Annotated in this window: 20 protein-coding genes; 17 read left to right on the forward strand and 3 right to left on the reverse strand. The window is 72.8% G+C overall.

Annotated elements, in window-relative coordinates:
* Positions 1-7: 7 nt before the first annotated feature.
* Complete coding sequence (locus OM98_RS09710; protein WP_010534427.1) at positions 8-1111, reverse strand: glutathione S-transferase family protein; 1104 nt, start codon at positions 1109-1111, stop codon at positions 8-10.
* A gap of 362 nt (positions 1112-1473) precedes the next feature.
* Between OM98_RS09710 and OM98_RS09715 the strand changes: the two genes are divergently transcribed.
* The 6 genes from OM98_RS09715 (at position 1474) to OM98_RS09740 (ending at position 6560) form a co-directional block, all read left to right on the forward strand.
* Positions 1474-2271, forward strand: coding sequence for a helix-turn-helix transcriptional regulator (locus OM98_RS09715; RefSeq protein ID WP_010534428.1), 798 nt, complete (start codon positions 1474-1476; stop codon positions 2269-2271).
* Positions 2268-3698: a Fe-S cluster assembly protein SufB gene (gene sufB / locus OM98_RS09720; RefSeq protein WP_010534429.1), complete on the forward strand. Its 1431-nt coding sequence runs from the start codon at positions 2268-2270 to the stop codon at positions 3696-3698. Before OM98_RS09715 ends, sufB begins: the two co-directional genes overlap by 4 nt.
* Positions 3698-5017 (forward strand): Fe-S cluster assembly protein SufD, encoded by a 1320-nt coding sequence (sufD, locus tag OM98_RS09725; RefSeq protein ID WP_010534430.1) that lies wholly within the window; start codon positions 3698-3700, stop codon positions 5015-5017. The genes sufB and sufD overlap by 1 nt, the downstream gene beginning before the upstream one ends.
* Positions 5017-5355, forward strand: coding sequence for a non-heme iron oxygenase ferredoxin subunit (locus OM98_RS09730; RefSeq protein ID WP_010534431.1), 339 nt, complete (start codon positions 5017-5019; stop codon positions 5353-5355). The genes sufD and OM98_RS09730 overlap by 1 nt, the downstream gene beginning before the upstream one ends.
* A gap of 61 nt (positions 5356-5416) precedes the next feature.
* Positions 5417-6175 carry a Fe-S cluster assembly ATPase SufC gene (sufC, locus tag OM98_RS09735; RefSeq protein ID WP_010534432.1) on the forward strand — a complete coding sequence of 253 codons (759 nt, stop codon included), beginning with the start codon at positions 5417-5419 and terminating at the stop codon, positions 6173-6175.
* A gap of 40 nt (positions 6176-6215) precedes the next feature.
* Entirely contained in the window at positions 6216-6560 is a 345-nt protein-coding gene (locus tag OM98_RS09740) for a metal-sulfur cluster assembly factor (RefSeq protein WP_010534433.1), read from the forward strand.
* 129 nt (positions 6561-6689) lie between these two features.
* Here the strand turns inward: OM98_RS09740 and ald are convergent, their stop codons facing one another.
* Positions 6690-7808, reverse strand: a complete 1119-nt coding sequence (gene ald, locus OM98_RS09745; protein WP_010534434.1) for an alanine dehydrogenase — start codon at positions 7806-7808, stop codon at positions 6690-6692.
* A 343-nt stretch (positions 7809-8151) separates the two neighbouring features.
* On the opposite strand from ald, the gene OM98_RS09750 reads away from it, so the two are divergent.
* Positions 8152-9756 (forward strand): ABC-F family ATP-binding cassette domain-containing protein, encoded by a 1605-nt coding sequence (locus tag OM98_RS09750; protein ID WP_010534435.1) that lies wholly within the window; start codon positions 8152-8154, stop codon positions 9754-9756.
* A gap of 20 nt (positions 9757-9776) precedes the next feature.
* Here OM98_RS09750 and OM98_RS09755 read toward each other — a convergent pair whose 3' ends face one another.
* Positions 9777-10148, reverse strand: coding sequence for a TfoX/Sxy family protein (locus OM98_RS09755; RefSeq protein ID WP_010534436.1), 372 nt, complete (start codon positions 10146-10148; stop codon positions 9777-9779).
* Between the two features lie 216 nt (positions 10149-10364).
* Between OM98_RS09755 and OM98_RS09760 the strand changes: the two genes are divergently transcribed.
* From OM98_RS09760 to pyrF, 10 genes are all read left to right on the forward strand, one after another.
* Positions 10365-10976 carry a MarR family transcriptional regulator gene (locus OM98_RS09760; RefSeq protein WP_029362799.1) on the forward strand — a complete coding sequence of 204 codons (612 nt, stop codon included), beginning with the start codon at positions 10365-10367 and terminating at the stop codon, positions 10974-10976.
* A 121-nt stretch (positions 10977-11097) separates the two neighbouring features.
* A complete protein-coding gene (efp, locus tag OM98_RS09765) occupies positions 11098-11655 on the forward strand; it encodes an elongation factor P (RefSeq protein ID WP_010534438.1) in 558 nt (185 codons plus the stop codon).
* Complete coding sequence (gene nusB, locus OM98_RS09770; RefSeq protein WP_010534439.1) at positions 11648-12169, forward strand: transcription antitermination factor NusB; 522 nt, start codon at positions 11648-11650, stop codon at positions 12167-12169. Before efp ends, nusB begins: the two co-directional genes overlap by 8 nt.
* Before the next feature lie 151 nt (positions 12170-12320).
* Entirely contained in the window at positions 12321-12923 is a 603-nt protein-coding gene (pyrR, locus tag OM98_RS09775; protein WP_010534440.1) for a bifunctional pyr operon transcriptional regulator/uracil phosphoribosyltransferase PyrR, read from the forward strand.
* On the forward strand, positions 12920-13876 hold the full coding sequence (locus tag OM98_RS09780; RefSeq protein ID WP_010534441.1) for an aspartate carbamoyltransferase catalytic subunit: 957 nt from the start codon (positions 12920-12922) through the stop codon (positions 13874-13876). The genes pyrR and OM98_RS09780 overlap by 4 nt, the downstream gene beginning before the upstream one ends.
* Positions 13873-15192: a dihydroorotase gene (locus OM98_RS09785; RefSeq protein WP_010534442.1), complete on the forward strand. Its 1320-nt coding sequence runs from the start codon at positions 13873-13875 to the stop codon at positions 15190-15192. Before OM98_RS09780 ends, OM98_RS09785 begins: the two co-directional genes overlap by 4 nt.
* A gap of 6 nt (positions 15193-15198) precedes the next feature.
* Positions 15199-15693, forward strand: coding sequence for a PH-like domain-containing protein (locus OM98_RS09790; RefSeq protein ID WP_010534443.1), 495 nt, complete (start codon positions 15199-15201; stop codon positions 15691-15693).
* A complete protein-coding gene (gene carA / locus OM98_RS09795; RefSeq protein WP_010534444.1) occupies positions 15690-16919 on the forward strand; it encodes a glutamine-hydrolyzing carbamoyl-phosphate synthase small subunit in 1230 nt (409 codons plus the stop codon). The genes OM98_RS09790 and carA overlap by 4 nt, the downstream gene beginning before the upstream one ends.
* Positions 16919-20293 (forward strand): carbamoyl-phosphate synthase large subunit, encoded by a 3375-nt coding sequence (carB, locus tag OM98_RS09800; protein ID WP_010534445.1) that lies wholly within the window; start codon positions 16919-16921, stop codon positions 20291-20293. Before carA ends, carB begins: the two co-directional genes overlap by 1 nt.
* Positions 20290-21165 (forward strand): orotidine-5'-phosphate decarboxylase, encoded by an 876-nt coding sequence (gene pyrF / locus OM98_RS09805; protein ID WP_010534446.1) that lies wholly within the window; start codon positions 20290-20292, stop codon positions 21163-21165. The genes carB and pyrF overlap by 4 nt, the downstream gene beginning before the upstream one ends.
* Positions 21166-21194: the final 29 nt, after the last annotated feature.

The raw sequence follows: 21194 nt of genomic DNA on the forward strand, positions 1-21194 counted from the left end.
GCTCCGCTCAGGCGGCGGCCGGGGGCAGTGGCGTGCGGGCCGGATCGACCCGCTCGTCGGCCCGGGGCGGCGGGGGAGCGGAGCCCTCGGGCCCCCAGGTGTCGGTGTCGAAGCGGTCGCGGTCGTGCGGCGAGATCAGACCGGAGGGGTCGGGGCCCAGCGGCACCACCTGCGTGGGGTTGATGTCGGTCTGCACCACGTAGTAGTGCTCCTTGATCTGCTGCAGGTCGATGGTGTCGCCGAAGCCCGGGGTGGTGAAGAGGTCCCGGGTGTAGCCCCACAGGTTGGGCATCGTGAACAGTGGCTGCCGGTTGGCCTTGAAGTGCCCGTGGTAGACCGCGTCGAAGCGGATCAGGGTGGGGAACAGGCGCACGTCGGCCTCGGTGATCCGGGAGCCCATCAGGTAGCGGGAGCGGCCCAGGCGCTCCTCCAGCTCGTCCAGCGCCGCCCACAGCGAGCGGTACTCGCGCTCGTAGTCCTCCTGGGTGCCGGCGAAGCCGGTCTTGTACACGCCGTTGTTCACGCGGTGCAGCATCCAGCGGTTCAGGGCGTCGATCTCCTCGCGCTGCCCCTCCGGGTAGAGGTCGGGGGCGCCCTCGCGGTGGTGGGCGGTCCACTCGGTGGCGAAGTCCAGCGTCATCCGCTGGAAGTCGTTGGTGACCACCTGTCCGCTGGGCACGTCGACCACGGCGGGCACCGTGATGCCGCGCGGGTAGTCGGGGTAGCGGGCGAAGTACGCCTGCTGCAGCCGCTCGATGCCGAGGACGGGGTCGACGCCGCCCGGGTCGAGGTCGAAGCGCCAGGAGCGCTGGTCGTGGGTGGGGCCTGCCATGGCCAGGGAGATCGCGTCCTCCAGGCCGAGCAGTCGGCGGGAGATCAGCGCGCGGTTCGCCCAGGGGCAGGCGCGGGCGGCGGCCAGGCGGTAGCGTCCGGGCTCGACGGGCCAGCCGTCGCGGCCGTCGCGGGTGATGCGATCGGGGATGTAGGTCATGTCCCGATCGAAGGCCTTGCCCTGGGTGACGTAGCTGCCGCGCTGGTCGTGCGTGACCTGCCCGGTCGCCGGGGTGCCGGGGGATGGGCGGGAGCTGGGAGAGCTGGGGGAGGTGCTCATGGTCGATGCCTCCTGATGTCGGGGTCGATCATGCCAGTTTACCGAAGTCCTTGAATGCTGAACGAAAGGGGGATGTGGGGTGATGCGGCAGACGGCGGCGTCCGGCGGGAGCGCCCCTCCCTGTCCGCCCCTCATCCGCCCCCCATCGGCCTCCTGTCCGTTCCGTCCTGTCCGTTCCGCCCGGTCGGCGTCCTGTTCGTCGGACCCCCGGGTGACCCTTGTCATGGGGCGAGGCGCCCCCGCCCTCGCGTTCCGAAAGCTTGACATTGTAAAATCATGGATCGAACCGGGATGGGGCTCCGAGCCCCGGGCGGAGCCAGTGCGACCGCCACCCCGGACCCGCAGCAGGGAAGGAGGGCACCGTGCAGACCCGGGAACTCACCGAGGACGCCACCGCGCCCGAGCCCCTCGCGGCCGAGGGCGCCTCAGGGGAGGCCCCCCGCGCCCTGGAGCAGCGCGACACGCGGGACCGCCTGATCGAGGCGATCTCCGTCCACGGCCCCATCACCGCCCGCGTGCTGGCCGAGCGCTTCGGCCTCACCAGCGCCGCGGTGCGCCGCCACCTCTCGGCCCTGGAGGCCGAGGGCGTGATCGCCGAGCACGAGGTCCCCGTCGCCCGTCGCGGGCGGGGACGCCCCAGCAAGTCCTTCGTGCTCTCCAAGTCCGCCCACGACACCCTGCCGGGCGGCTACGACGAGCTCGCCGTGATGGCCTTCCAGGAGATCGCCCGCCTCGGCGGGCAGGAGGCCACCCGGGCGCTCGCCGACCGTCGCGTCGCCGATTGGCAGCAGGCGGTGTCCGCCAAGGTCACCGCGCGCGAGGCCGCCGGGGAGACCGTGACCCTGGCGCGCCGCCTCGAGCTGCTGGCCGAGCTGCTCACCGAGCGCGGCTACGCCACCACCGTGCGGCCGCTGACCGTGCCGCTGCCCGGCACCGGCAGCCGCGCCGGGGGAGGGACCCGTACCCTCGTCACGGCGCAGCTCTGCCACGGCCACTGTCCCGTGCTGGACGTGGCCGCCGACCACCCCGAGCTGTGCGAGGCCGAGACCGAGGTCATCGCCCGCATCATCGGGGCCCCCGTCCAACGGCTGGCCACCCTGGCCCAGGGTGCCCACGCCTGCACGACACACATTCCGCTCACCGAGGGAAGGACATCATGACGAGCGCACCAGAGCAGCAGCTCAGCCAGGACGAGATCATCGCGTCCATCGGCAGCTACGCCTATGGCTGGCACGACGAGGACGATGCGGGCGCCAGCGCCCGCCGCGGCCTGAACGAGGAGGTCGTCCGCGACATCTCCCGCCGCAAGGACGAGCCCGACTGGATGCTGCAGCGTCGCCTCAAGGCCCTCGGCGTCTTCGACAAGAAGCCGATGCCCACCTGGGGTCCCGACCTGTCCGGCATCGACTTCGACGCCATCAAGTACTTCGTGCGCTCCACCGAGGGCCAGGCCACCTCCTGGGAGGAGCTGCCCGCGGACATCCGCGAGACCTACGACCGCCTCGGCATCCCCGAGGCCGAGAAGCAGCGTCTCGTGGCCGGCGTCGCGGCCCAGTACGAGTCCGAGGTCGTCTACCACCAGATCCGCGAGGACCTGGAGGAGCAGGGCGTCATCTTCGTGGACACCGACACCGGCCTGCGGGACTACCCCGAGCTGTTCGAGGAGTACTTCGGCACCGTGATCCCGGCCGGGGACAACAAGTTCTCCGCGCTGAACACGGCCGTGTGGTCCGGCGGCTCCTTCGTCTACGTCCCCCCGGGCGTGCACGTCGAGATCCCGCTGCAGGCCTACTTCCGGATCAACACCGAGAACATGGGCCAGTTCGAGCGCACCCTGATCATCGCCGACGAGGGCTCCTACGTGCACTACGTGGAGGGCTGCACCGCGCCGATCTACAAGTCCGACTCGCTGCACTCCGCCGTGGTGGAGATCGTGGTGAAGAAGGACGCCCGCGTGCGCTACACGACCATCCAGAACTGGTCGAACAACGTGTACAACCTGGTCACCAAGCGCACCACGGTGGAGCAGGGCGGCACCATGGAGTGGGTCGACGGCAACATCGGCTCCAAGGTCACCATGAAGTACCCGGCCGTCTGGCTGATGGGCGAGCACGCCCGCGGCGAGACCCTGTCCATCGCCTTCGCCGGCGAGAACCAGCAGCAGGACACCGGCTCGAAGATGGTGCACATGGCTCCGCACACCTCGAGCTCGATCGTCTCCAAGTCGGTCTCCCGCGGTGGCGGCCGCACCTCCTACCGCGGCCTCGTCCAGGTGATGCCCGGGGCCGAGCACTCCGCCTCCACGGTGCTGTGCGACGCCCTGCTGGTGGACACGATCTCCCGCACCGACACCTACCCGTACGTCGACGTGCGCGTCGACGACGTGCAGATGGGCCACGAGGCCACCGTCTCCAAGGTCTCCGAGGAGCAGCTCTTCTACCTGATGAGCCGCGGCATGGAGGAGACCGAGGCGATGGCGATGATCGTGCGCGGCTTCATCGAGCCCATCGCCCGCGAGCTCCCCATGGAGTACGCCCTCGAGCTGAACCGCCTGATCGAACTGCAGATGGAAGGAGCAGTCGGTTGATGACGTCCTCCGACGTGTACGACGAGACCAGCATCGCCACCGTGGAGGACCCCGCCTCCGCCGACGTGGCCGGGAACGCCGCCGGCGCCGCCCCCGTGGCGGCCCAGGGCACCCTCGGCCGGGAGGCCGCGGGCTCCGGTCCCGAGCTGGAGGACGAGGCGCTCGCGCTGCCCGACCAGGGCGGCCAGGGCTCCTCCCACGCCGCGGCCAGCCGCGCGGACCGCCTGCGCTCCTTCGAGCGCGGCGACCACTCGACCCCCAGCAGCAAGATCGAGGAGTGGCGCTTCACCCCGCTGCGCCGCTTCGCCCCGCTGTTCGAGGACGTCGCCGGCGAGGCGGCCGTCGAGGTCACCGTGAGCCGCCCCGAGGGCGCCGCCGCCGAGTCGACCCTCGGCGCCGGCGAGGCCCCCCGCGGCACCGTGCTGGTGCCCGAGGACCTTCCCACCGCGATCGCCTCCGCCCGCACCGAGCAGGCATTGCACCTGGTGGCCCCGAAGAACACCGAGCTCGCCGAGCCCTTCCGGGTCCAGAGCGTCGGCCAGGGTGCCGAGCTGCGCGGCCACGGCCACGTGGTGCTGGAGACCCAGGAGTCCTCCGCCGCCACCTTCGTGCTGAACCACACCGGCTCCGCCCAGTACGTGCAGAACGTGGAGATGGTGGTCGGCGACAACTCGCAGATGACCGTCATCACCCTGCAGGACTGGGACGACGACGCCCTGCACATCGCCACCCACCACGCCCGCGTGGGCCGGGACGCGAAGCTCAAGCACATCGCGGTCTCCCTGGGCGGCAGCGCCGTGCGGGTGAACACCATCGGCGAGTTCTCCGCCCCCGGCGGCGAGATCGAGGACCTGGGCCTGTACTTCTCCGACGAGAACCAGTTCCTCGAGCACCGCCTGTTCGTGGACCACGCCGCCCCGAACTGCACCTCCAACGTCGCCTACAAGGGCGCGCTGCAGGGGCAGAAGGCCCGCTCCGTGTGGGTGGGCGACGTGCTGATCCGCAAGGCCGCCGAGGGCACCAACACCTACGAGCTGAACCGGAACCTGGTGCTCACCGAGGGCGCCCGCGCCGACTCGGTGCCGAACCTGGAGATCGAGACCGGGGAGATCGAGGGCGCCGGCCACGCCGCCGCCACCGGTCGCTTCGACGACGAGCAGCTGTTCTACCTCCGAGCCCGCGGCATCCCCGAGCAGGAGGCCCGCCGCCTCGTCGTGCGCGGCTTCTTCGCCGAGCTGATCCAGCAGATCGACGTGCCCGAGATCCGCGAGCACCTGTTCGCCTCCATCGAGACCGAGCTCGCCCGGAGCATGAACTGATGTCGGACGCCTTCGTGCCCGTCGCGGCCCTGTCCGATCTCGCCCCGGGAACGGCGCTCGATGTCGTCGCCGGCGGCGTGGAGATCGCCCTGGTGCGCGACGAGCACGGAGGCGTCCACGCCCTCGAGGACCGCTGCTCCCACGACGACATCGCGCTCAGCGACGGCGACGTGGAGGGCTGCACCATCGAGTGCTGGAAGCACGGCAGCCAGTTCGATCTGAGCACCGGCCGTCCCCTCCAGCTGCCGGCGGTCCGGCCGGTGCGGGTGATGCCCGTGCGCCTCGAGGACGGCACCGTCCTCGTCGACCCCACCGCGACCGTCCAGCCGACCAGCTGACCAGCTGACCACACCCTTCGTTCCGCTACCCACCAGCATCCCTGGTCAAGGAGAACCACCCATGTCTGTCCTGGAGATCAAGAACCTCCACGCCACCGTCGAGACCCCCGAGGGCACCAAGCAGATCCTCAAGGGCGTCGACCTCACCATCCGCGGCGGGGAGACCCACGCGATCATGGGCCCCAACGGCTCCGGCAAGTCCACCCTCGCCTACGCACTGGCCGGCCACCCCAAGTACGAGATCACCGAGGGCTCGGTGACCCTGGACGGGGAGGACGTGCTGGAGATGAGCGTGGACGAGCGCGCCCGCGCCGGCCTGTTCCTGGCCATGCAGTACCCGGTCGAGGTCCCCGGCGTGACCGTCTCGAACTTCCTGCGCACCGCCAAGACCGCGATCGACGGCGAGGCACCCTCGCTGCGCACCTGGGTCAAGGACGTCAAGGGCGCCATGGACGACCTGCGCATGGACCCCGCCTTCGCGGAGCGCAACGTCAACGAGGGCTTCTCCGGCGGCGAGAAGAAGCGCCACGAGATCCTGCAGATGCAGCTCATCAAGCCCTCCATGGCCATCCTCGACGAGACCGACTCCGGCCTCGACGTGGACGCGCTGCGCATCGTCTCCGACGGCGTGAACCGCGCCAAGGAGAACACCGACGTGGGCATCATGCTCATCACCCACTACACCCGCATCCTGCGCTACGTGAAGCCGGACTTCGTGCACGTCTTCGTGAACGGCCGGATCGCCGAGCAGGGCGGCCCCGAGCTGGCCGAGCAGCTCGAGTCCGAGGGCTACGACCGCTTCCTGGCGGCCGCGAACTGATCGCCTCCCGCGGCGCGCCGCGGAGAACGGAGAGCACGTCATGACCACGTCCGCCGAGGGCACCGGGATGCCCGCCGAGACCGTCACGGCCGAGCAGGTCACCGAGGCCATGAAGGACGTCATCGATCCCGAGCTGGGGATCAACGTCGTCGACCTGGGCCTGGTCTACGGGGTCACCGTCGAGGAGGGCAATGCCGTCATCGACATGACCCTGACCTCCGCGGCCTGCCCGCTGACCGACCTGCTGGAGGAGCAGACCTTCGCGGTGCTCGACCCGATCACCGAGTCCCACCGCATCAACTGGGTGTGGATGCCGCCGTGGGGCATGGAGAAGATCACCGAGGACGGCCGCGAGCAGCTGCGCGCGATCGGCTTCAACCTCTGAGCCGAGTCCGAGCTGAGTCACTTCCCGGCGCCGTCTCCTGCGGCGCCGACGACCAGGGCCCCGTCCCCGCCGTGCGCGGGGGCGGGGCCCTGTCCTCCTCGTCCTCGTGCGGTCCTCGCGCGGAGTCGGTCAGCCGGCGATCACCGCGGCGGTGTCGGCGACCTCGATGCCGTGCGCCTCGCCGGTGCCGGCGTGGGTGAGGGCGCCGTCGTGGGTGTGCAGCCCGGCGGCGAGGGCCGGATCGGCGCGGAGGGTCTCCCGCCAGTCCCCGCTCGCCAGCCGCAGCACATAGGGGAGGGTCGCGTTGGTCAGCGCCGCCGTGGCGGTGACCGGCACCGAGCCGGGCATGTTCGCGACGCAGGAGAACACCGTGTCGTGCACCGTGAACGTCGGGTCGGCGTGGGTGGTGGGGCGGGAGTTCTCGAAGCAGCCGCCCTGGTCGATGGCGACGTCCACCAGCACCGACCCGGCCTTCATGGTGGAGACCATCTCCTCGGTGACCAGCTTCGGGGCCTTCTTGCCGGGGATCAGCACCGAGCCGATCACCACGTCGGCGTCGGCCACCTGGGTGGCGACGTCCAGGGTGGTGGAGTAGCGGGTGAGGATGCGGCCGTCGTGGACGTTCGCGATCTGCGCGAGGCGCGGCACGCTCACGTCCATCACGGTGACCTGCGCGTGCAGGCCCAGCGCCATCATCGCGGCCTGCTCTCCGACCACACCGCCGCCGAGCACCACCACGTGCGCCTCTCCGGTGCCGGGCACGCCGCCCATCAGCACGCCGGAACCGCCCAGCGGTGCCATCAGGTGATAGGCCGCGACCTGGGTGGCCAGGCGCCCGGCGATGGCGCTCATGGGCGCCAGCAGCGGCAGGGAGCGGTCCGGCAGCTGCACGGTCTCGTAGGCGATGGCGGTGATGCCGGAGTCCAGCAGTGCCCGGGTGAGGGCCTCGTCGGCCGCGAGATGCAGATAGGTGAACAGCACCTGCCCCTTGCGCATCCGCGGGTACTCGGCGGGCAGCGGCTCCTTCACCTTCACGATCATGTCGGCGCCGTCCCACACCTCCTCGGCGGTGGGCAGGATGCGGGCCCCCGCGGCCACGTAATCGGTGTCCGGGATACGGGAGCCGACCCCGGCCCCGCTCTCGACCAGCACCTCGTGGCCCCGCAGGGCGAGCTCGTGGACTCCGGCGGCCGTGAGGCCCACCCGGTTCTCGTGGTTCTTGATCTCCCGGGGGACGCCGATGCGCATGCGGGGTTCTCTCCTCAACTCTCTCGGTGACCGTCGACGCTGACGGACGGGACCACTATGGCATCCCGTGTCGGCCCGCGGCGGCCATTCGGCGAGCCCGTGTGACCGGCCCGTGACCTGCGGAACGGGCGGCACGGAGATGTCCGGCCGCGCGACCGGGGAACCGCGCCCGTGACCGACGCGGGGCCCGGCGGCGGCGCGGGGCTGTGGGTCGCGGCACCCGGCAGGGGTATCGGGGCGACCGGGGGAGGGGAGCGCCCATAGACTCGCTCCGGCCCGGATGCGCCCAGTCCGCGCCGGCCGTCGTCCTCTCCCGCTCCCTCGACCCCCCAGGAGACCCGCCGTGATCACCGTGCACGACCTCGCCATCCGCGTGGGCGCCCGCCTGCTCATGAGCGACGTGTCCTTCCAGGTGACCGACGGGGACCGCATCGGCCTGGTGGGTCGCAACGGCGCCGGCAAGACCACCCTGACCAAGGTGCTCTCGGGAACCCTCGCGCCCACCGAGGGCAGCGTCGAGGTCTCCGGCGAGCTGGGCTACCTGCCGCAGGACTCGCAGACCGGCGACCCGGATGAGCTGGTGCTCGCCCGCATCCTCTCCGCCCGCGGCCTGGACGACGTGCTGAACCGGCTGCGTCGCGCCGAGGAGGAGATGGGGGACATGTCCCTCAGCGAGGCCAAGCGCGAGAAGGCGATGAACCGCTACCCGACGCTCGAGGCCGAGCTCGACTCCCGCGGCGGCTACGCGGCCGAGGCCGAGGCCAAGCGGATGGCCGCGAACCTCGGGCTCCCCAACCGCCTGCTGGAGCAGACCCTCGGCACCCTCTCCGGCGGCCAGCGCCGCCGCGTGGAGCTCGCCCGCATCCTGTTCTCCCAGGCCACCACCATGATCCTGGACGAGCCCACCAACCACCTCGACGCCGACTCGGTGGTGTGGCTGCGCGAGTACCTGCTGACCTACCGCGGCGGCCTGATCGTCATCTCCCACGACGTGCAGCTCGTCGAGCAGGTCGTCAACAAGGTGTTCTACCTCGATGCGAACCGCGCCGAGATCGACATCTACAACATGGGCTGGAAGCAGTACCAGCGCCAGCGCGAGGACGACGAGAAGCGTCGGCGCCGCGAGCGCCAGAACGCCCAGAAGAAGGCCACCCAGCTCACCGCCCAGGCCGACAAGATGCGCGCCAAGGCCACCAAGGCCGTCGCCGCGCAGAACATGCTGCGCCGCGCCGAGCGGCTGCTGGAGGGCACCGAGGAGGACCGCCAGAGCGACCGCGTCGCCTCGCTGCGCTTCCCCAAGCCCGCCGCCTGCGGCAAGACGCCGCTGATGGCCGAGGACCTCTCGAAGTCCTACGGCTCCCTGGAGATCTTCACCGGGGTGGACCTCGCCATCGACCGCGGCTCCAAGGTGGTGATCCTGGGCCTGAACGGCGCCGGCAAGACCACCCTGCTGCGGATCCTCGCCGGCGTGGACGCCCCCGACACCGGCGGCCTGCTGCCCGGGCACGGCCTGCGCGTGGGCTACTACGCCCAGGAGCACGAGACCATCGACGGGGACCGCACGGTGCTCGAGAACATGATGAGCGCTTCCCTGGAGCTGCCCGAGGTGGAGGCCCGCAAGATCCTGGGCTCCTTCCTGTTCAGCGGCGACGACGTGCACAAGCCCGCCGGGGTGCTCTCCGGCGGCGAGAAGACCCGCCTCGCGCTCGCGACCCTGGTGGTCTCCAGCGCGAACGTGCTGCTGCTGGACGAGCCCACGAACAACCTCGACCCCGCCTCCCGGCAGGAGATCCTCGGGGCGCTCGCGGCCTTCGAGGGCGCCGTGGTGCTGGTCTCCCACGACCCGGGCGCCGTCGAGGCCCTCTCCCCCGAGCGGGTGCTGATGATGCCGGACGCCGTCGAGGACCTCTGGAACGCCTCCTACCAGGAGCTCGTCGAGCTGGCCTGAGCCCGCCCGGCCTGACCGGCTCAGCCGCCCGCGGACTCCCGGTGCCGCAGCAGCGCCGCGTCCAGCCAGTGCGCCAGCTCCGCCTCGTCCTCCAGCGCCTCGGCCTGCACGCTGATCCAGCCCGCGCCCATGCTGCGTCCGGCGCCCATCTCGGCCTGCGCGGCGCCGGGGCGGCCCACCAGCTCCTCGTGGTCGGCCGGGCGCACCCGGGCGAGCAGGGATCCGTCCCGGTGGGCGGAGACCAGCATCTCCTCGCCGAGCATCAGGGCCCGCACCCCGAACATCGCCTTCTCCCGCACCGGAGCGGTCTCGCCGCGCCGCTCCAGATGGGCCCGGATGCGGGTGAGCAGCCGTTGCTGCTCCGGGTGCTCGGCGGCCTCCGACGGGACCATGGCTCCTCCTTCGTCCGGGCGGCGCGGCGGTGCGCGTCGGCGATGCCCCGACGGTAGGCGCTGCCCGGGCCCGGCGGAAGGGCGGGGGAGCGGCCGACGCCGCGGGGCCGCCGCCTCTGGCGCATCTCGCCCATTTCGCAACAGACGAATCACTGCGTGGCGCGAGTGTCGCGCGAAAAAGGGTGATCTCGCGGTGCTCGGTGGTACCGTGCCCGGGTGCATGTGCTGAGCTTCACCCCGCGCCGCGGCGCGCAGGACCCCGACCCCTTCCCGGCCCTCGTGGAGGCGCTCGGCGGCCTCGGCCTGCGCCGCGAGCCCGAGCGCACCGCCGGCAGCGACGCCCTGGCCCTCGCCGACCGCGCCGGCACCGCCCTGGCCGCGGTGCTGCGGGCGTCCGAGCTGGGCAGCTGGTCCATCGGCTGGGGGATCGGGGCGGTGCCCGACCCGCTGCCCACCCCCACCCGTGCGATCACCGGCCCCGCCGTCGAGGCGGCCGCCCGGGCCGTGCACGCCGCCCGCACCACCTCCCAGGTACCGCTCGCGATCCGCGCCGCCGACCCTCGCCAGCAGGACACCGCCGCCGACGCCGAGGCGGTGCTGCGTCTGGTCGGCTGGATGATCGCCACCCGCAACCGCGGCCAGTGGCGCGTGGTCCACGCCCTGCGCGAGCAGCCCGACGCCACTCAGGTCCAGCTCGCCGAGCACCTCGGCATCACCCAGCAGTCCGTCTCCCGCGCGTTGAAGACGAGCGGCTGGCGCGAGGAGAGCGCCGCCCACCCCCTGCTGGAGCGCCTGGTGACGATGGTGGACCTCACCTCCCGCGCCTGAGTCCGGCCCTCGGGTCCCACGGCCCCGCGCGCTATCCTGGACGACGCGCGGCACGCCCCGCGCGCACCCCGCAGACCATCCGACGGGCACCAGCCTGCCCGCACCGCATCCGAGGAGACCCATGGCGACCACGAACGACCTGAAGAACGGCATGGTGCTGGTGATCGACGGCAACCTCTGGAGCGTCGTCGAGTTCCAGCACGTCAAGCCGGGCAAGGGCCCCGCCTTCGTGCGCACCAAGCTCAAGAACGTGCTCTCCGGCAAGACCATCGACAAGACCTTCAACGCCGGCCTCAAGGTCGAGACGGCCACCGTCGACCGCCGCGACATGCAGTACTCCTACCTCGACGGCGACCTGTACGTCTTCATGGACACCACCACCTGGGAGCAGGTCTCCCTGACCGCCGACGTGGTCGGTGACGTCCGCGACCTCATGCTCGAGGGCCAGGACGTGGTGATCGCCTTCCACGACGGCGCCGCGCTCTCCGTCGAGCTGCCCGCCTCCGTGATCCTCGAGATCTCCTTCACCGAGCCGGGCCTGCAGGGCGACCGCTCCAACGGCGGCACCAAGCCCGCCACCCTCGAGACCGGCCGCGAGATCCAGGTGCCGCTGTTCCTCGAGCAGGGCCAGAAGGTCAAGGTCGACACCCGCACCGGGGAGTACCGCGAGCGTGCCTGAGTCCCGCCGCGACCAGAAGGACCCCGGCCTTCCCCTCCCCACCCGGGAGGGGGCCGAGGTCGCCTTCGAACGCACCGTCCCCGCCCGCGCCGACCGCCTGCACTCGCGCACCAAGGAGCGCATCCGCGCCCTGGACGTGCTGTTCGAGGCCGACGCCCGGCGGGCCCCCGTGCTCGAGGTGCTCGCCGAGCGCCGCAGGCACACCGCCGCCCAGACCCCCCTGCCCGCCCGCGCCCAGGAGCTGGTGGAGCTCTACGCCTCCCGCGCCGAAGAGGTCGACGAGCAGCTCGAGACCTACACCCGCGACTGGCCGCTGCGCCGCATGCCCGCGGTGGACCGCGCGATCCTCCGCCTCGGCGCCGCCGAGGTGCTGTTCGTCACGGAGCCCGGGGAGCGCGGCGCCGTGATCGGCGAGTACACCAAGATCGCCGAGGCGCTCTCCACGGACGATTCGCCCCGCTTCGTCAACGGTCTGCTGCAGCGACTGGTCGATCTGCAGGGCCTGCTGGGGTGATCCGCCCGCGGCGACGCGGCCTCGACCCCCGTCCGGGCCGCGGTCGCCCGCCCGGCCCCTCGGCTCCCCGGGCTAGACTCGGCCCCGGCCCGCGCGGCGGCGCCGCGCACCCCTTTAACCGCACGTCCCGTGAGGCGTGGAAGGGAGAGACATGACCGAGCAGACCACCCCATCCGGCGACGGGAGGGGGGAGCGCAGCCGGATCCTCGGCCCCGAGGAGATCCGCCGCTCCCTGCGCCGCATCGCCCATGAGATCCTCGAATCCGGGCACGGCGCCGAGGACCTCGTCCTCCTGGGCATCCCGCACCGCGGGGTCCCCCTCGCCGAGCGGCTCGCCGCCCAGATCCTCGAGGCCGAGGGCCTCGGACGACCCCTCGAGGACCTCGCCGGCTCCCTGGACATCACGATGTACCGGGACGACCTGCGCCGCCACCCCACCCGCGCCCCCGGGCCCACCCGCATCCCCCGCGCCGGCATCGACGGCCGCACCGTGGTGCTCGTGGACGACGTGCTCTACTCCGGCCGCACCATCCGCGCCGCCCTCGACGCGCTCGGCGCCATCGGCCGCCCCGCCGCCGTGCGCCTCGCGGTGCTCGTGGACCGCGGCCACCGGGAGCTGCCGATCCGCGCCGACCACGTCGGCAAGAACCTCCCCACCTCCCGCAGCGAACGGGTATCGGTGCACCTGGCGGAGACCGACGGGGAGGACGCCGTGGACATCGAGCGGCCCGCCGCGGAGGAGGGGCGCGCATGAGGCACTTCATCTCCATCGCCGACCTCGACCGCACCGAGGCCCTCGAGGTCCTCGCCACCACCGAGCACATGGCGGCGACCCAGTCCCGCTCGATCCGCAAGCTGCCCACCCTGGTCGGCACCACCGTGGTGAACCTCTTCTTCGAGGACTCCACCCGCACCCGGATCAGCTTCGAGGCCGCCGCCAAGCGCCTCTCCGCGGACGTCATCAACTTCTCCGCCAAGGGCTCCAGCGTCTCCAAGGGCGAGTCCCTCAAGGACACCGCCCTCACCCTGCAGGCGATGGGCGCCGACGCGGTCGTGGTGCGCTCCGGCTCCTCCGGTGCCGCCCACCTGCTGGCCCATGCCGGCTGGATCGACCAGCCCATCGTCAACGCCGGTGACGGCGCCCACGAGCACCCCACCCAGGCGATGCTCGACGCCTTCACCCTGCGCCGCCACCTGCGCCCCGGCGACCCCCGCGCCGACCTGGCCGGTCTGCACGTGGTGATCGTCGGCGACGTGCTGCACTCCCGCGTGGCCCGCTCCAACGTGCTGCTGCTGGACCTGCTCGGAGCCCGCGTCACCCTGGTCGCGCCGCCCGCGCTGGTGCCCGTCGGCGCCTCCGCCTGGCCCTGCGAGATCTCCTACGACCTCGACGCGGCCCTCGCCGAGGGCCCGGACGCCGTGATGATGCTGCGCGTCCAGCGCGAGCGGATGGTCGGCGGCGGCTTCTTCCCCACCGCGGGGGAGTACGCCCGCCGCTACGGCCTGTCCACCGCCCGCGCCGCCGCCCTGCCCGAGCACGCCCTCGTGCTGCACCCCGGCCCGATGAACCGCGGCTTCGAGATCGCCGGGGACGTGGCCGACGGCCCCCGCAGCGTCATCGTCGAACAGGTCGCCTCCGGCGTGTTCGTCCGCATGGCCGTGCTCTACCACCTGCTCGCCACCGACGCCCGGGAGGACGCCCGATGACCGTTACCCCCAGCACCCCGAGCTCCGCCCTCCTGGTCCGCGGCGGCCGCCCCTACGGCGAGGACGTCGCCGACGTGCTCATCGAGGACGGCACCATCACCGCGCTCGGCGCCGGCCTCGAGGCCCCCGCCGGCGCCGAGGTGATCCAGGCGGACGGCTGCGTGCTGCTGCCCGGCCTGGTCGATCTGCACACCCACCTCCGCGAGCCCGGCGGGGAGGAGGCCGAGACCGTCGAGTCCGGCTCCCGCGCCGCCGCCCGCGGCGGCTACACCGCCGTGCACGCGATGGCCAACACCACCCCCACCGCCGACACCGCAGGCGTCGTCGAGCAGGTCGCCCGCCAGGGCGAGGCCGCCGGCTGGTGCACCGTGCGCCCTGTCGGCGCCGTCACCGTGGGCCTTGCGGGGGAGCGGCTCGCCGAGCTCGACGCGATGGCCCGCTCCCGCGCCCGCGTCCGCGTGTTCAGCGACGACGGCAAGTGCGTGCACGACCCGGTGCTGATGCGCCGCGCCCTGGAGTACGTGAAGTCCTTCGACGGCGTCATCGCCCAGCACGCCCAGGACCCGCGCCTGACCGAGGGCGCCCAGATGCACGAGGGCGTCGTCTCCGCGGAGCTCGGCCTGGCCGGCTGGCCCGCCGTCGCCGAGGAGTCGATCATCGCCCGCGACGTGCTGCTGGCCCAGCACGTCGGCTCCCGCCTGCACGTCTGCCACCTCTCCACCGCCGGCAGCGTCGACATCGTGCGCTGGGCCAAGGCGCGCGGCATCGCCGTCACCGCCGAGGTCACCCCGCACCATCTGCTGCTGACCGACGAGTCCGTGCGCGGCTTCGACGCCCGCTACAAGGTGAACCCGCCGCTGCGCACCGAGGCCGACGTCCATGCGGTCCGCGAGGGCCTGGCCGACGGCACCATCGACATCGTCGCCACCGACCACGCCCCCCACCCCCGCGACGCCAAGGACCGCGAATGGGACCGGGCCGCCATGGGCATGACCGGCCTGGAGACCGCCCTCGCGGTGGTGCAGGCGACCATGGTCGACCCCGGCACCCTGAGCTGGCGGGACGTGGCCCGGGTGATGTCCGAGACGCCCGCGCGGATCGGACGCGACGAGGACCAGGGCCGACCGCTGGAGGTCGGCTCCCCGGCGCACCTGCTGGTCTGGGACCCCCGCCCCGCCGCCCCCGTGGACCCGGCCGAGCACGCCTCCCGCAGCACCAACAGCCCCTACGCGGGCACGGAGCTGCCCGGCCGCAACCGCCTCACCGTCCACGCCGGCCGCGTCACCGTGCGCGACGGCGCCCTGGCGGAGGACTGAGGGCCGGTGGACCGCGCCCTGCCCGTCCTGATCCTGGCCCTCGTCTTCCTCGCCGCCCTCGGCCTGATGGCGCTGGGCTGGCGCCGCCGCGGCCGCTCCCAGGCGCACCTGCCCGCCCCGGACACCGCCAGCAGCCTCGCCGACCTCGGCGAGGACACCGAGATCGGCCCCGTCCCCGCGATCTACGTGGACACCGTGCTGGCCGGCACACCGCTGGAGCGGGTCGTCGCCCACGGCCTCGGCACCCGCTCCAAGGCCACCCTCGTCCGCGGCGCGGTCGGCTCCTGGCGCATCGAGCGCCAGGGCGCCCCGGACCTCACCATCCCCGCCGCCGACGTCGACACCCTCGGCTCCGCCGGGGCGATGGCCGGCAAGGCCGTCGGCGGCGACGGCCTGCTGGTGATCCGCTGGCGCCTCGGCGACACCCTCCTGGACACCGGCCTGCGCCTCGAGCGCCGCGCCGACCACGACCTCCTGCTCTCCCGGAAGGACACCCCATGAGCACTCCCCCTCAGACCTCCGCCCCGACCGCGGCGCCCCGCCCCGGCCGCGCCCGCCCCGAGCCGGCCCTGCTGGTGCTCGAGGACGGCACCGCCCTGCGCGGCACCGCCTACGGCGCCCGCGGAGCCCGCCTCGGCGAGGTCGTCTTCTCCACCGGCATGACCGGCTACCAGGAGACCCTCACCGACCCCTCCTACGCCGGGCAGATCGTCGTCCAGACCGCCCCCCACATCGGCAACACCGGCGCCAATGCCGAGGACATGGAGTCCGCACGGGTGTGGGTGCGCGGCTACGCCGTGCGTGAGGCCAGTCGCACCGCCTCCAACTGGCGCGCCGAGCAGACCCTCGATGAGCTGCTCGTCGCCGAGGACGTCGTCGGCATATCCGGCATCGACACCCGCATGCTCACCCGCATCCTGCGCGAGCACGGCTCCCTGCGCGGCGGCGTCTTCAGCGGCGACGCCCTCGCCGCCGGCCAGGACGCCCTGCTCGAGCAGGTCCGCGCCCAGCCCGAGATGGCCGGCGCCAGCTTCGTGGACGAGGTGACCCTCGCCCAGCCCGTGCTGCTCGAGCCCGAGGGCGAGGCGATCGGCACCGTCGCCGCCGTGGACCTCGGCATCAAGGGCGCCACCCCCCGCGCCATGCTCGCCCGCGGCCTGCGCGTGCACCTGCTGCCCGCCACCACCACGCTGGAGGAGCTGCGGGCCACCGAGCCCGATGCCGTGTTCTTCTCCAACGGCCCCGGCGACCCCGCCACCGCCGACGAGCAGGTGGAACTGCTGCGCGGCGTGCTCGACGCCGGCATCCCCTTCTTCGGCATCTGCTTCGGCAACCAGCTGCTGGGCCGCGCCCTCGGCTTCGGCACCTACAAGCTGAAGTACGGCCACCGCGGCATCAACCAGCCCGTGCTCGACCGCGCCACCGGCACCGTCGAGATCACCGCGCACAACCACGGCTTCGCCGTGGACGTGCCCCTGGAGGGCGAACACCCCGCCCCCCACGGCGACGGCCGCTACGGCCGCGTGGTCGTCTCCCACGTCGGCCTGAACGACGACGTCGTCGAGGGCCTGCGCTGCCTGGACATCCCCGCCTACTCCGTCCAGTACCACCCCGAGGCCGCGGCCGGACCACACGACGCCGCGCCCCTGTTCGACCGCCTCGTGGACATGGTGCGCGAGCGCCGCGCCACCGGTTCCACCGCCTCCGACCTCTCCCAGGAGTCCTGATGCCCCGCCGTTCCGACATCTCCTCCGTCCTGGTCATCGGCTCCGGCCCGATCGTCATCGGCCAGGCCGCCGAGTTCGACTACTCCGGCACCCAGGCCTGCCGGGTCCTCCGCGAGGAGGGCCTGCGGGTGATCCTGGTGAACTCGAACCCCGCCACGATCATGACCGACCCCGAGATCGCCGACGCCACCTACGTCGAGCCGATCGACCCGGACGTCATCCGCACGATCATCGCCGCCGAGCGGCCCGACGCGATCCTGCCCACCCTGGGCGGGCAGACCGCGCTGAACGCCGCCGTCGCCCTCTCCGAGAACGGCACCCTCGCCGAGTTCGGCGTCGAGATGATCGGCGCCAGCCTCGACGCCATCCAGAAGGCCGAGGACCGCAGCCTGTTCAAGGACGTCGTGGAGACCGTCGGCGGCGAGTCCGCCCGCTCCCGCATCTGCCACACCATGGACGACTGCCTCGCCGCCGCCGAGGACCTCGGCTACCCGATGGTCGTGCGTCCCAGCTTCACCATGGGCGGCCTCGGCTCCGGCATGGCCTACGACGAGAAGGACCTGCGCCGCATCGCCGGCGACGGCCTGCACTACTCGCCCACCACCGAGGTGCTGCTCGAGGAGTCCATCCTGGGCTGGAAGGAGTTCGAGCTCGAGCTGATGCGCGACCGCGCGGACAACTGCGTCGTGGTCTGCTCCATCGAGAACGTCGACCCCGTCGGCGTGCACACCGGCGACTCGATCACCGTGGCCCCCTCCCTGACACTGACCGACGTCGAGCTGCAGAAGCTGCGCGACCTCGGCATCGGCATCATCCGCGAGGTCGGCGTCGACACCGGCGGCTGCAACGTGCAGTTCGCCGTCGACCCCGCCACCGGCCGCATCGTCGTCATCGAGATGAACCCGCGCGTCTCCCGCTCCTCGGCCCTGGCCTCCAAGGCCACCGGTTTCCCGATCGCGAAGATCGCGGCGCGCCTGGCCATCGGCTACACCCTCGACGAGATCCGCAACGACATCACCGGCACCACCCCGGCGAGCTTCGAGCCCACCCTGGACTACATCGTGGTGAAGGTGCCCCGCTTCGCCTTCGAGAAGTTCCCGGCCGCCGACCCGACGCTGACCACCACCATGAAGTCGGTGGGGGAGGCGATGGCGCTCGGCCGCAGCTTCACCGAGGCGCTCGGCAAGGCGCAGCGCTCCCTGGACGTGCCCGGCTCCCAGCTCGGCTACCACGGCGAGCCGCCCAGCGCCGAGGAGGTCGCCGCGCTGATCGAGGGCGCCCGGGTGCCCACCGACACCCGCCTGCGGGCCGTCTCCCGCGTGCTCTGGGCCGCCGCCGAGGGCATGGTCGACGTGGCCGACACCCTGGACCGGCTCTACGAGGCCACCGCCATCGACCGCTGGTTCCTGGACCAGCTGCTGCAGGTCGCCGAGCTCGCCGCCGACATCCGCGCCGCCGAGGTGCTGGACGCCGGGCTGCTGCGTGCCGCCAAGCGTCACGGCCTGTCCGACGAGCAGATCGGCGCGCTGCGCGGCCGCCGCGGCGAGGTGGTGCGCGGGGTCCGTGAGGCCCTCGGCATCACCCCTGTCTTCAAGACGGTCGACACCTGCGCCGCCGAGTTCGCCTCCCGCACCCCGTACCACTACTCCAGCTACGAGCAGGAGACCGAGGTCGAGCCGCGGGAGCGCCCCGCCGTGATGATCCTCGGCTCCGGCCCCAACCGCATCGGCCAGGGCATCGAGTTCGACTACTCCTGCGTGCACGCGGCCTTCGCCCTCGGCGACCGCGAGCTGCCCGGCGGCGGCTACGAGACCATCATGGTCAACTGCAACCCGGAGACCGTCTCCACCGACTACGACGTCGCCGACCGGCTCTACTTCGAGCCCCTCACCTTCGAGGACGTCCTCGAGGTGTACGAGGCCGAGAAGGCCGTCGGCCCCGTCGCCGGGGTGATCGTGCAGCTCGGCGGGCAGACCCCGCTCTCGCTCGCCCGCCGCCTCGAGGAGGCCGGGCTGCCCGTCATCGGCACCAGCCCCTCCGCGATCGACCTCGCCGAGGACCGCGGCCACTTCGGCGCCGTGCTGGCCGAGGCCGATCTGCCCGCCCCGCCCTACGGCACCGCCTGGGCCCTCGGCGACGCCCTCGAGGTCGCTGCGCAGGTCGGCTACCCGGTACTGGTGCGCCCCAGCTACGTGCTGGGCGGCCGCGGCATGGAGATCGTCTACGACGACCAGCAGCTCGCCGACTACGTGGGCCGCAACCTCCCCGAGGGCGGCCGCTCCGAGGCTCCGATCCTCATCGACCGCTTCCTGGACACCGCCACCGAGATCGACGTGGACGCCCTCTACGACGGCGAGGAGCTGTACATCGGCGGCGTCATGGAGCACATCGAGGAGGCCGGCATCCACTCCGGCGACTCGGCCTGCACCCTGCCGCCGGTCACCCTCGGCGACGCGGTGGTCGAGCGGATCCGCGAGTCCACCCGCGCCATCGCCGAGGGCGTCGGCGTGCGCGGCCTGCTGAACGTGCAGTACGCGCTCAGCCAGGACATCCTCTACGTGCTCGAGGCCAACCCCCGCGCCTCCCGCACGGTGCCCTTCGTCTCCAAGGCCACCGGCGTGCAGCTGGCCCAGGCCGCCGCCCGGGTGATGGCCGGCGCCACCGTCGCACAGCTGCGCGCGGAGCGGGTGCTGCCCGCCGAGGGCGACGGCACCTCCTTGCCGGACGACGCCCCGATCGCCGTGAAGGAGGCCGTGCTGCCCTTCAAGCGGTTCCGCACCGCGGAGGGCCACGCCGTGGACTCCCTGCTCGGCCCCGAGATGCGCTCCACCGGCGAGGTGATGGGCCTGGACTCCACCTTCCCGCTGGCCTTCGCGAAGTCCCAGCTGGCGATCTCCGGGCAGGGCCTGCCGACCTCCGGCGCCGTGTTCATCTCGGTCTCGAACCGGGACAAGCGCTCCGTGGTGCTGCCCGCGGCGCGGCTCGCGGCGCTCAGCTTCGAGATCCTCACCACCGCAGGCACCGGCAAGGTGCTGCGCCGCTCCGGCATCCCCTGCCGGGTGCTGCGCAAGGCCTCCCAGCCCGGCGATGGCGACACGGTGATCGACCTGATCGAGGCCGGCCGCATCGCCTTCGTGCTGAACACCCCCTCGGGCTCCCACGCCCGGGCCGACGGCTACGCCATCCGCGCGGCCGCGACCAGCGTGGACGTCCCGATCATCACCACGGTGCAGGAGTTCCAGGCGGCCGTGCAGGCCATCGAGGCCCTGCCCGAGGAGCCCTTCGCGGTGACCAGCCTGCAGGCGCACACCGCCCGTCTGGTCGAGGCCCGCTCCCGCGGCGCCGAGCAGGAGACCGCCGGGGCGAGCGCGTGAGCACCCCCACCTCTGCCGGCGCCGCGGACCCCTTCGGGGCACGGCTGCAGGCCGCGGTCGCCGCCCGCGGGCCCGTGGTGGCCGGCATCGACCCCCACGCCTCGCTGCTGGAGGCATGGGGCCTGCCCGACACCCCGGACTCGCTGCGGGTCTTCGCCAGGACCGTGCTGGAGGCGGTGGGGGAGGACGTCGCCGCGATCAAGCCGCAGTCGGCCTTCTTCGAGCGGCACGGCTCCCGCGGCGTCGCCGTGCTCGAGGAGCTGCTGGCCGCAGCCCGCGCGCGGGGCGTGCTCAGCATCCTCGACGTCAAGCGCGGGGACATCGGCTCCACCATGGGCGCCTACGCCGCCGCGCACCTGCGACCCGGGGCGCCCCTGGAGGCCGACGCCGTCACCCTCAGCCCGTACCTCGGGGCCGGCTCGCTGGACCCCGCGATCGACCTCGCCCTCGAGCACGGCAAGGGCGCCTTCCTGCTGGCCCTGACCTCGAACCCCGACGGCCCCGCGGTGCAGCACGCCCGGGACGCGGCCGGGCACAGCGTCGCCGTGACCGTCGCGCGACACGCCGAGGCCCGCGGCGGCGGCACGCCGGGGGCGGGGGAGCAGGGCCGCTGGTCCTCCCTCGGCCTGGTGGTCGGGGCGACCGTCGGGGACGCCTACCGGGAGCTGGGCCTCGCCACGGCGGCGCCCAGCGCCCCGCTGCTGGCCCCCGGCTTCGGGGCCCAGGGCGCCGGACCGGCCGAACTGTCCCAGGTGTTCGGTGAATCCGCAGGTCACGTGCTGGTCTCGCTGTCCCGCGGGCTGCTCGCGGCCGGCCCGGACCCCGAGACGCTGCGCGAACGGGCCCGCGAGCTCACCGCGCAGTACCGCTGAGCGCCGCGCCCTCGCGCCCGGCGGAGGGA

This window comes from Brachybacterium squillarum M-6-3, from assembly GCF_000225825.1.
Lineage (GTDB): Bacteria > Actinomycetota > Actinomycetes > Actinomycetales > Dermabacteraceae > Brachybacterium > Brachybacterium squillarum.

What these genes read in the sequence shown, in the direction of transcription:
- OM98_RS09780 (WP_010534441.1), top strand. Translation starts at nt 12,920, where the DNA reads ATGAGGCACTTCATCTCCATCGCCGACCTCGACCGCACCGAGGCCCTC.
- OM98_RS09785 (WP_010534442.1), top strand. Translation starts at nt 13,873, where the DNA reads ATGACCGTTACCCCCAGCACCCCGAGCTCCGCCCTCCTGGTCCGCGGC.
- OM98_RS09740 (WP_010534433.1), top strand. Translation starts at nt 6,216, where the DNA reads ATGACCACGTCCGCCGAGGGCACCGGGATGCCCGCCGAGACCGTCACG.
- carA (WP_010534444.1), top strand. Translation starts at nt 15,690, where the DNA reads ATGAGCACTCCCCCTCAGACCTCCGCCCCGACCGCGGCGCCCCGCCCC.
- OM98_RS09730 (WP_010534431.1), top strand. Translation starts at nt 5,017, where the DNA reads ATGTCGGACGCCTTCGTGCCCGTCGCGGCCCTGTCCGATCTCGCCCCG.
- OM98_RS09755 (WP_010534436.1), bottom strand. Translation starts at nt 10,148, where the DNA reads ATGGTCCCGTCGGAGGCCGCCGAGCACCCGGAGCAGCAACGGCTGCTC.
- carB (WP_010534445.1), top strand. Translation starts at nt 16,919, where the DNA reads ATGCCCCGCCGTTCCGACATCTCCTCCGTCCTGGTCATCGGCTCCGGC.
- sufB (WP_010534429.1), top strand. Translation starts at nt 2,268, where the DNA reads ATGACGAGCGCACCAGAGCAGCAGCTCAGCCAGGACGAGATCATCGCG.
- OM98_RS09710 (WP_010534427.1), bottom strand. Translation starts at nt 1,111, where the DNA reads ATGAGCACCTCCCCCAGCTCTCCCAGCTCCCGCCCATCCCCCGGCACC.
- ald (WP_010534434.1), bottom strand. Translation starts at nt 7,808, where the DNA reads ATGCGCATCGGCGTCCCCCGGGAGATCAAGAACCACGAGAACCGGGTG.
- sufD (WP_010534430.1), top strand. Translation starts at nt 3,698, where the DNA reads ATGACGTCCTCCGACGTGTACGACGAGACCAGCATCGCCACCGTGGAG.
- efp (WP_010534438.1), top strand. Translation starts at nt 11,098, where the DNA reads ATGGCGACCACGAACGACCTGAAGAACGGCATGGTGCTGGTGATCGAC.
- sufC (WP_010534432.1), top strand. Translation starts at nt 5,417, where the DNA reads ATGTCTGTCCTGGAGATCAAGAACCTCCACGCCACCGTCGAGACCCCC.
- pyrR (WP_010534440.1), top strand. Translation starts at nt 12,321, where the DNA reads ATGACCGAGCAGACCACCCCATCCGGCGACGGGAGGGGGGAGCGCAGC.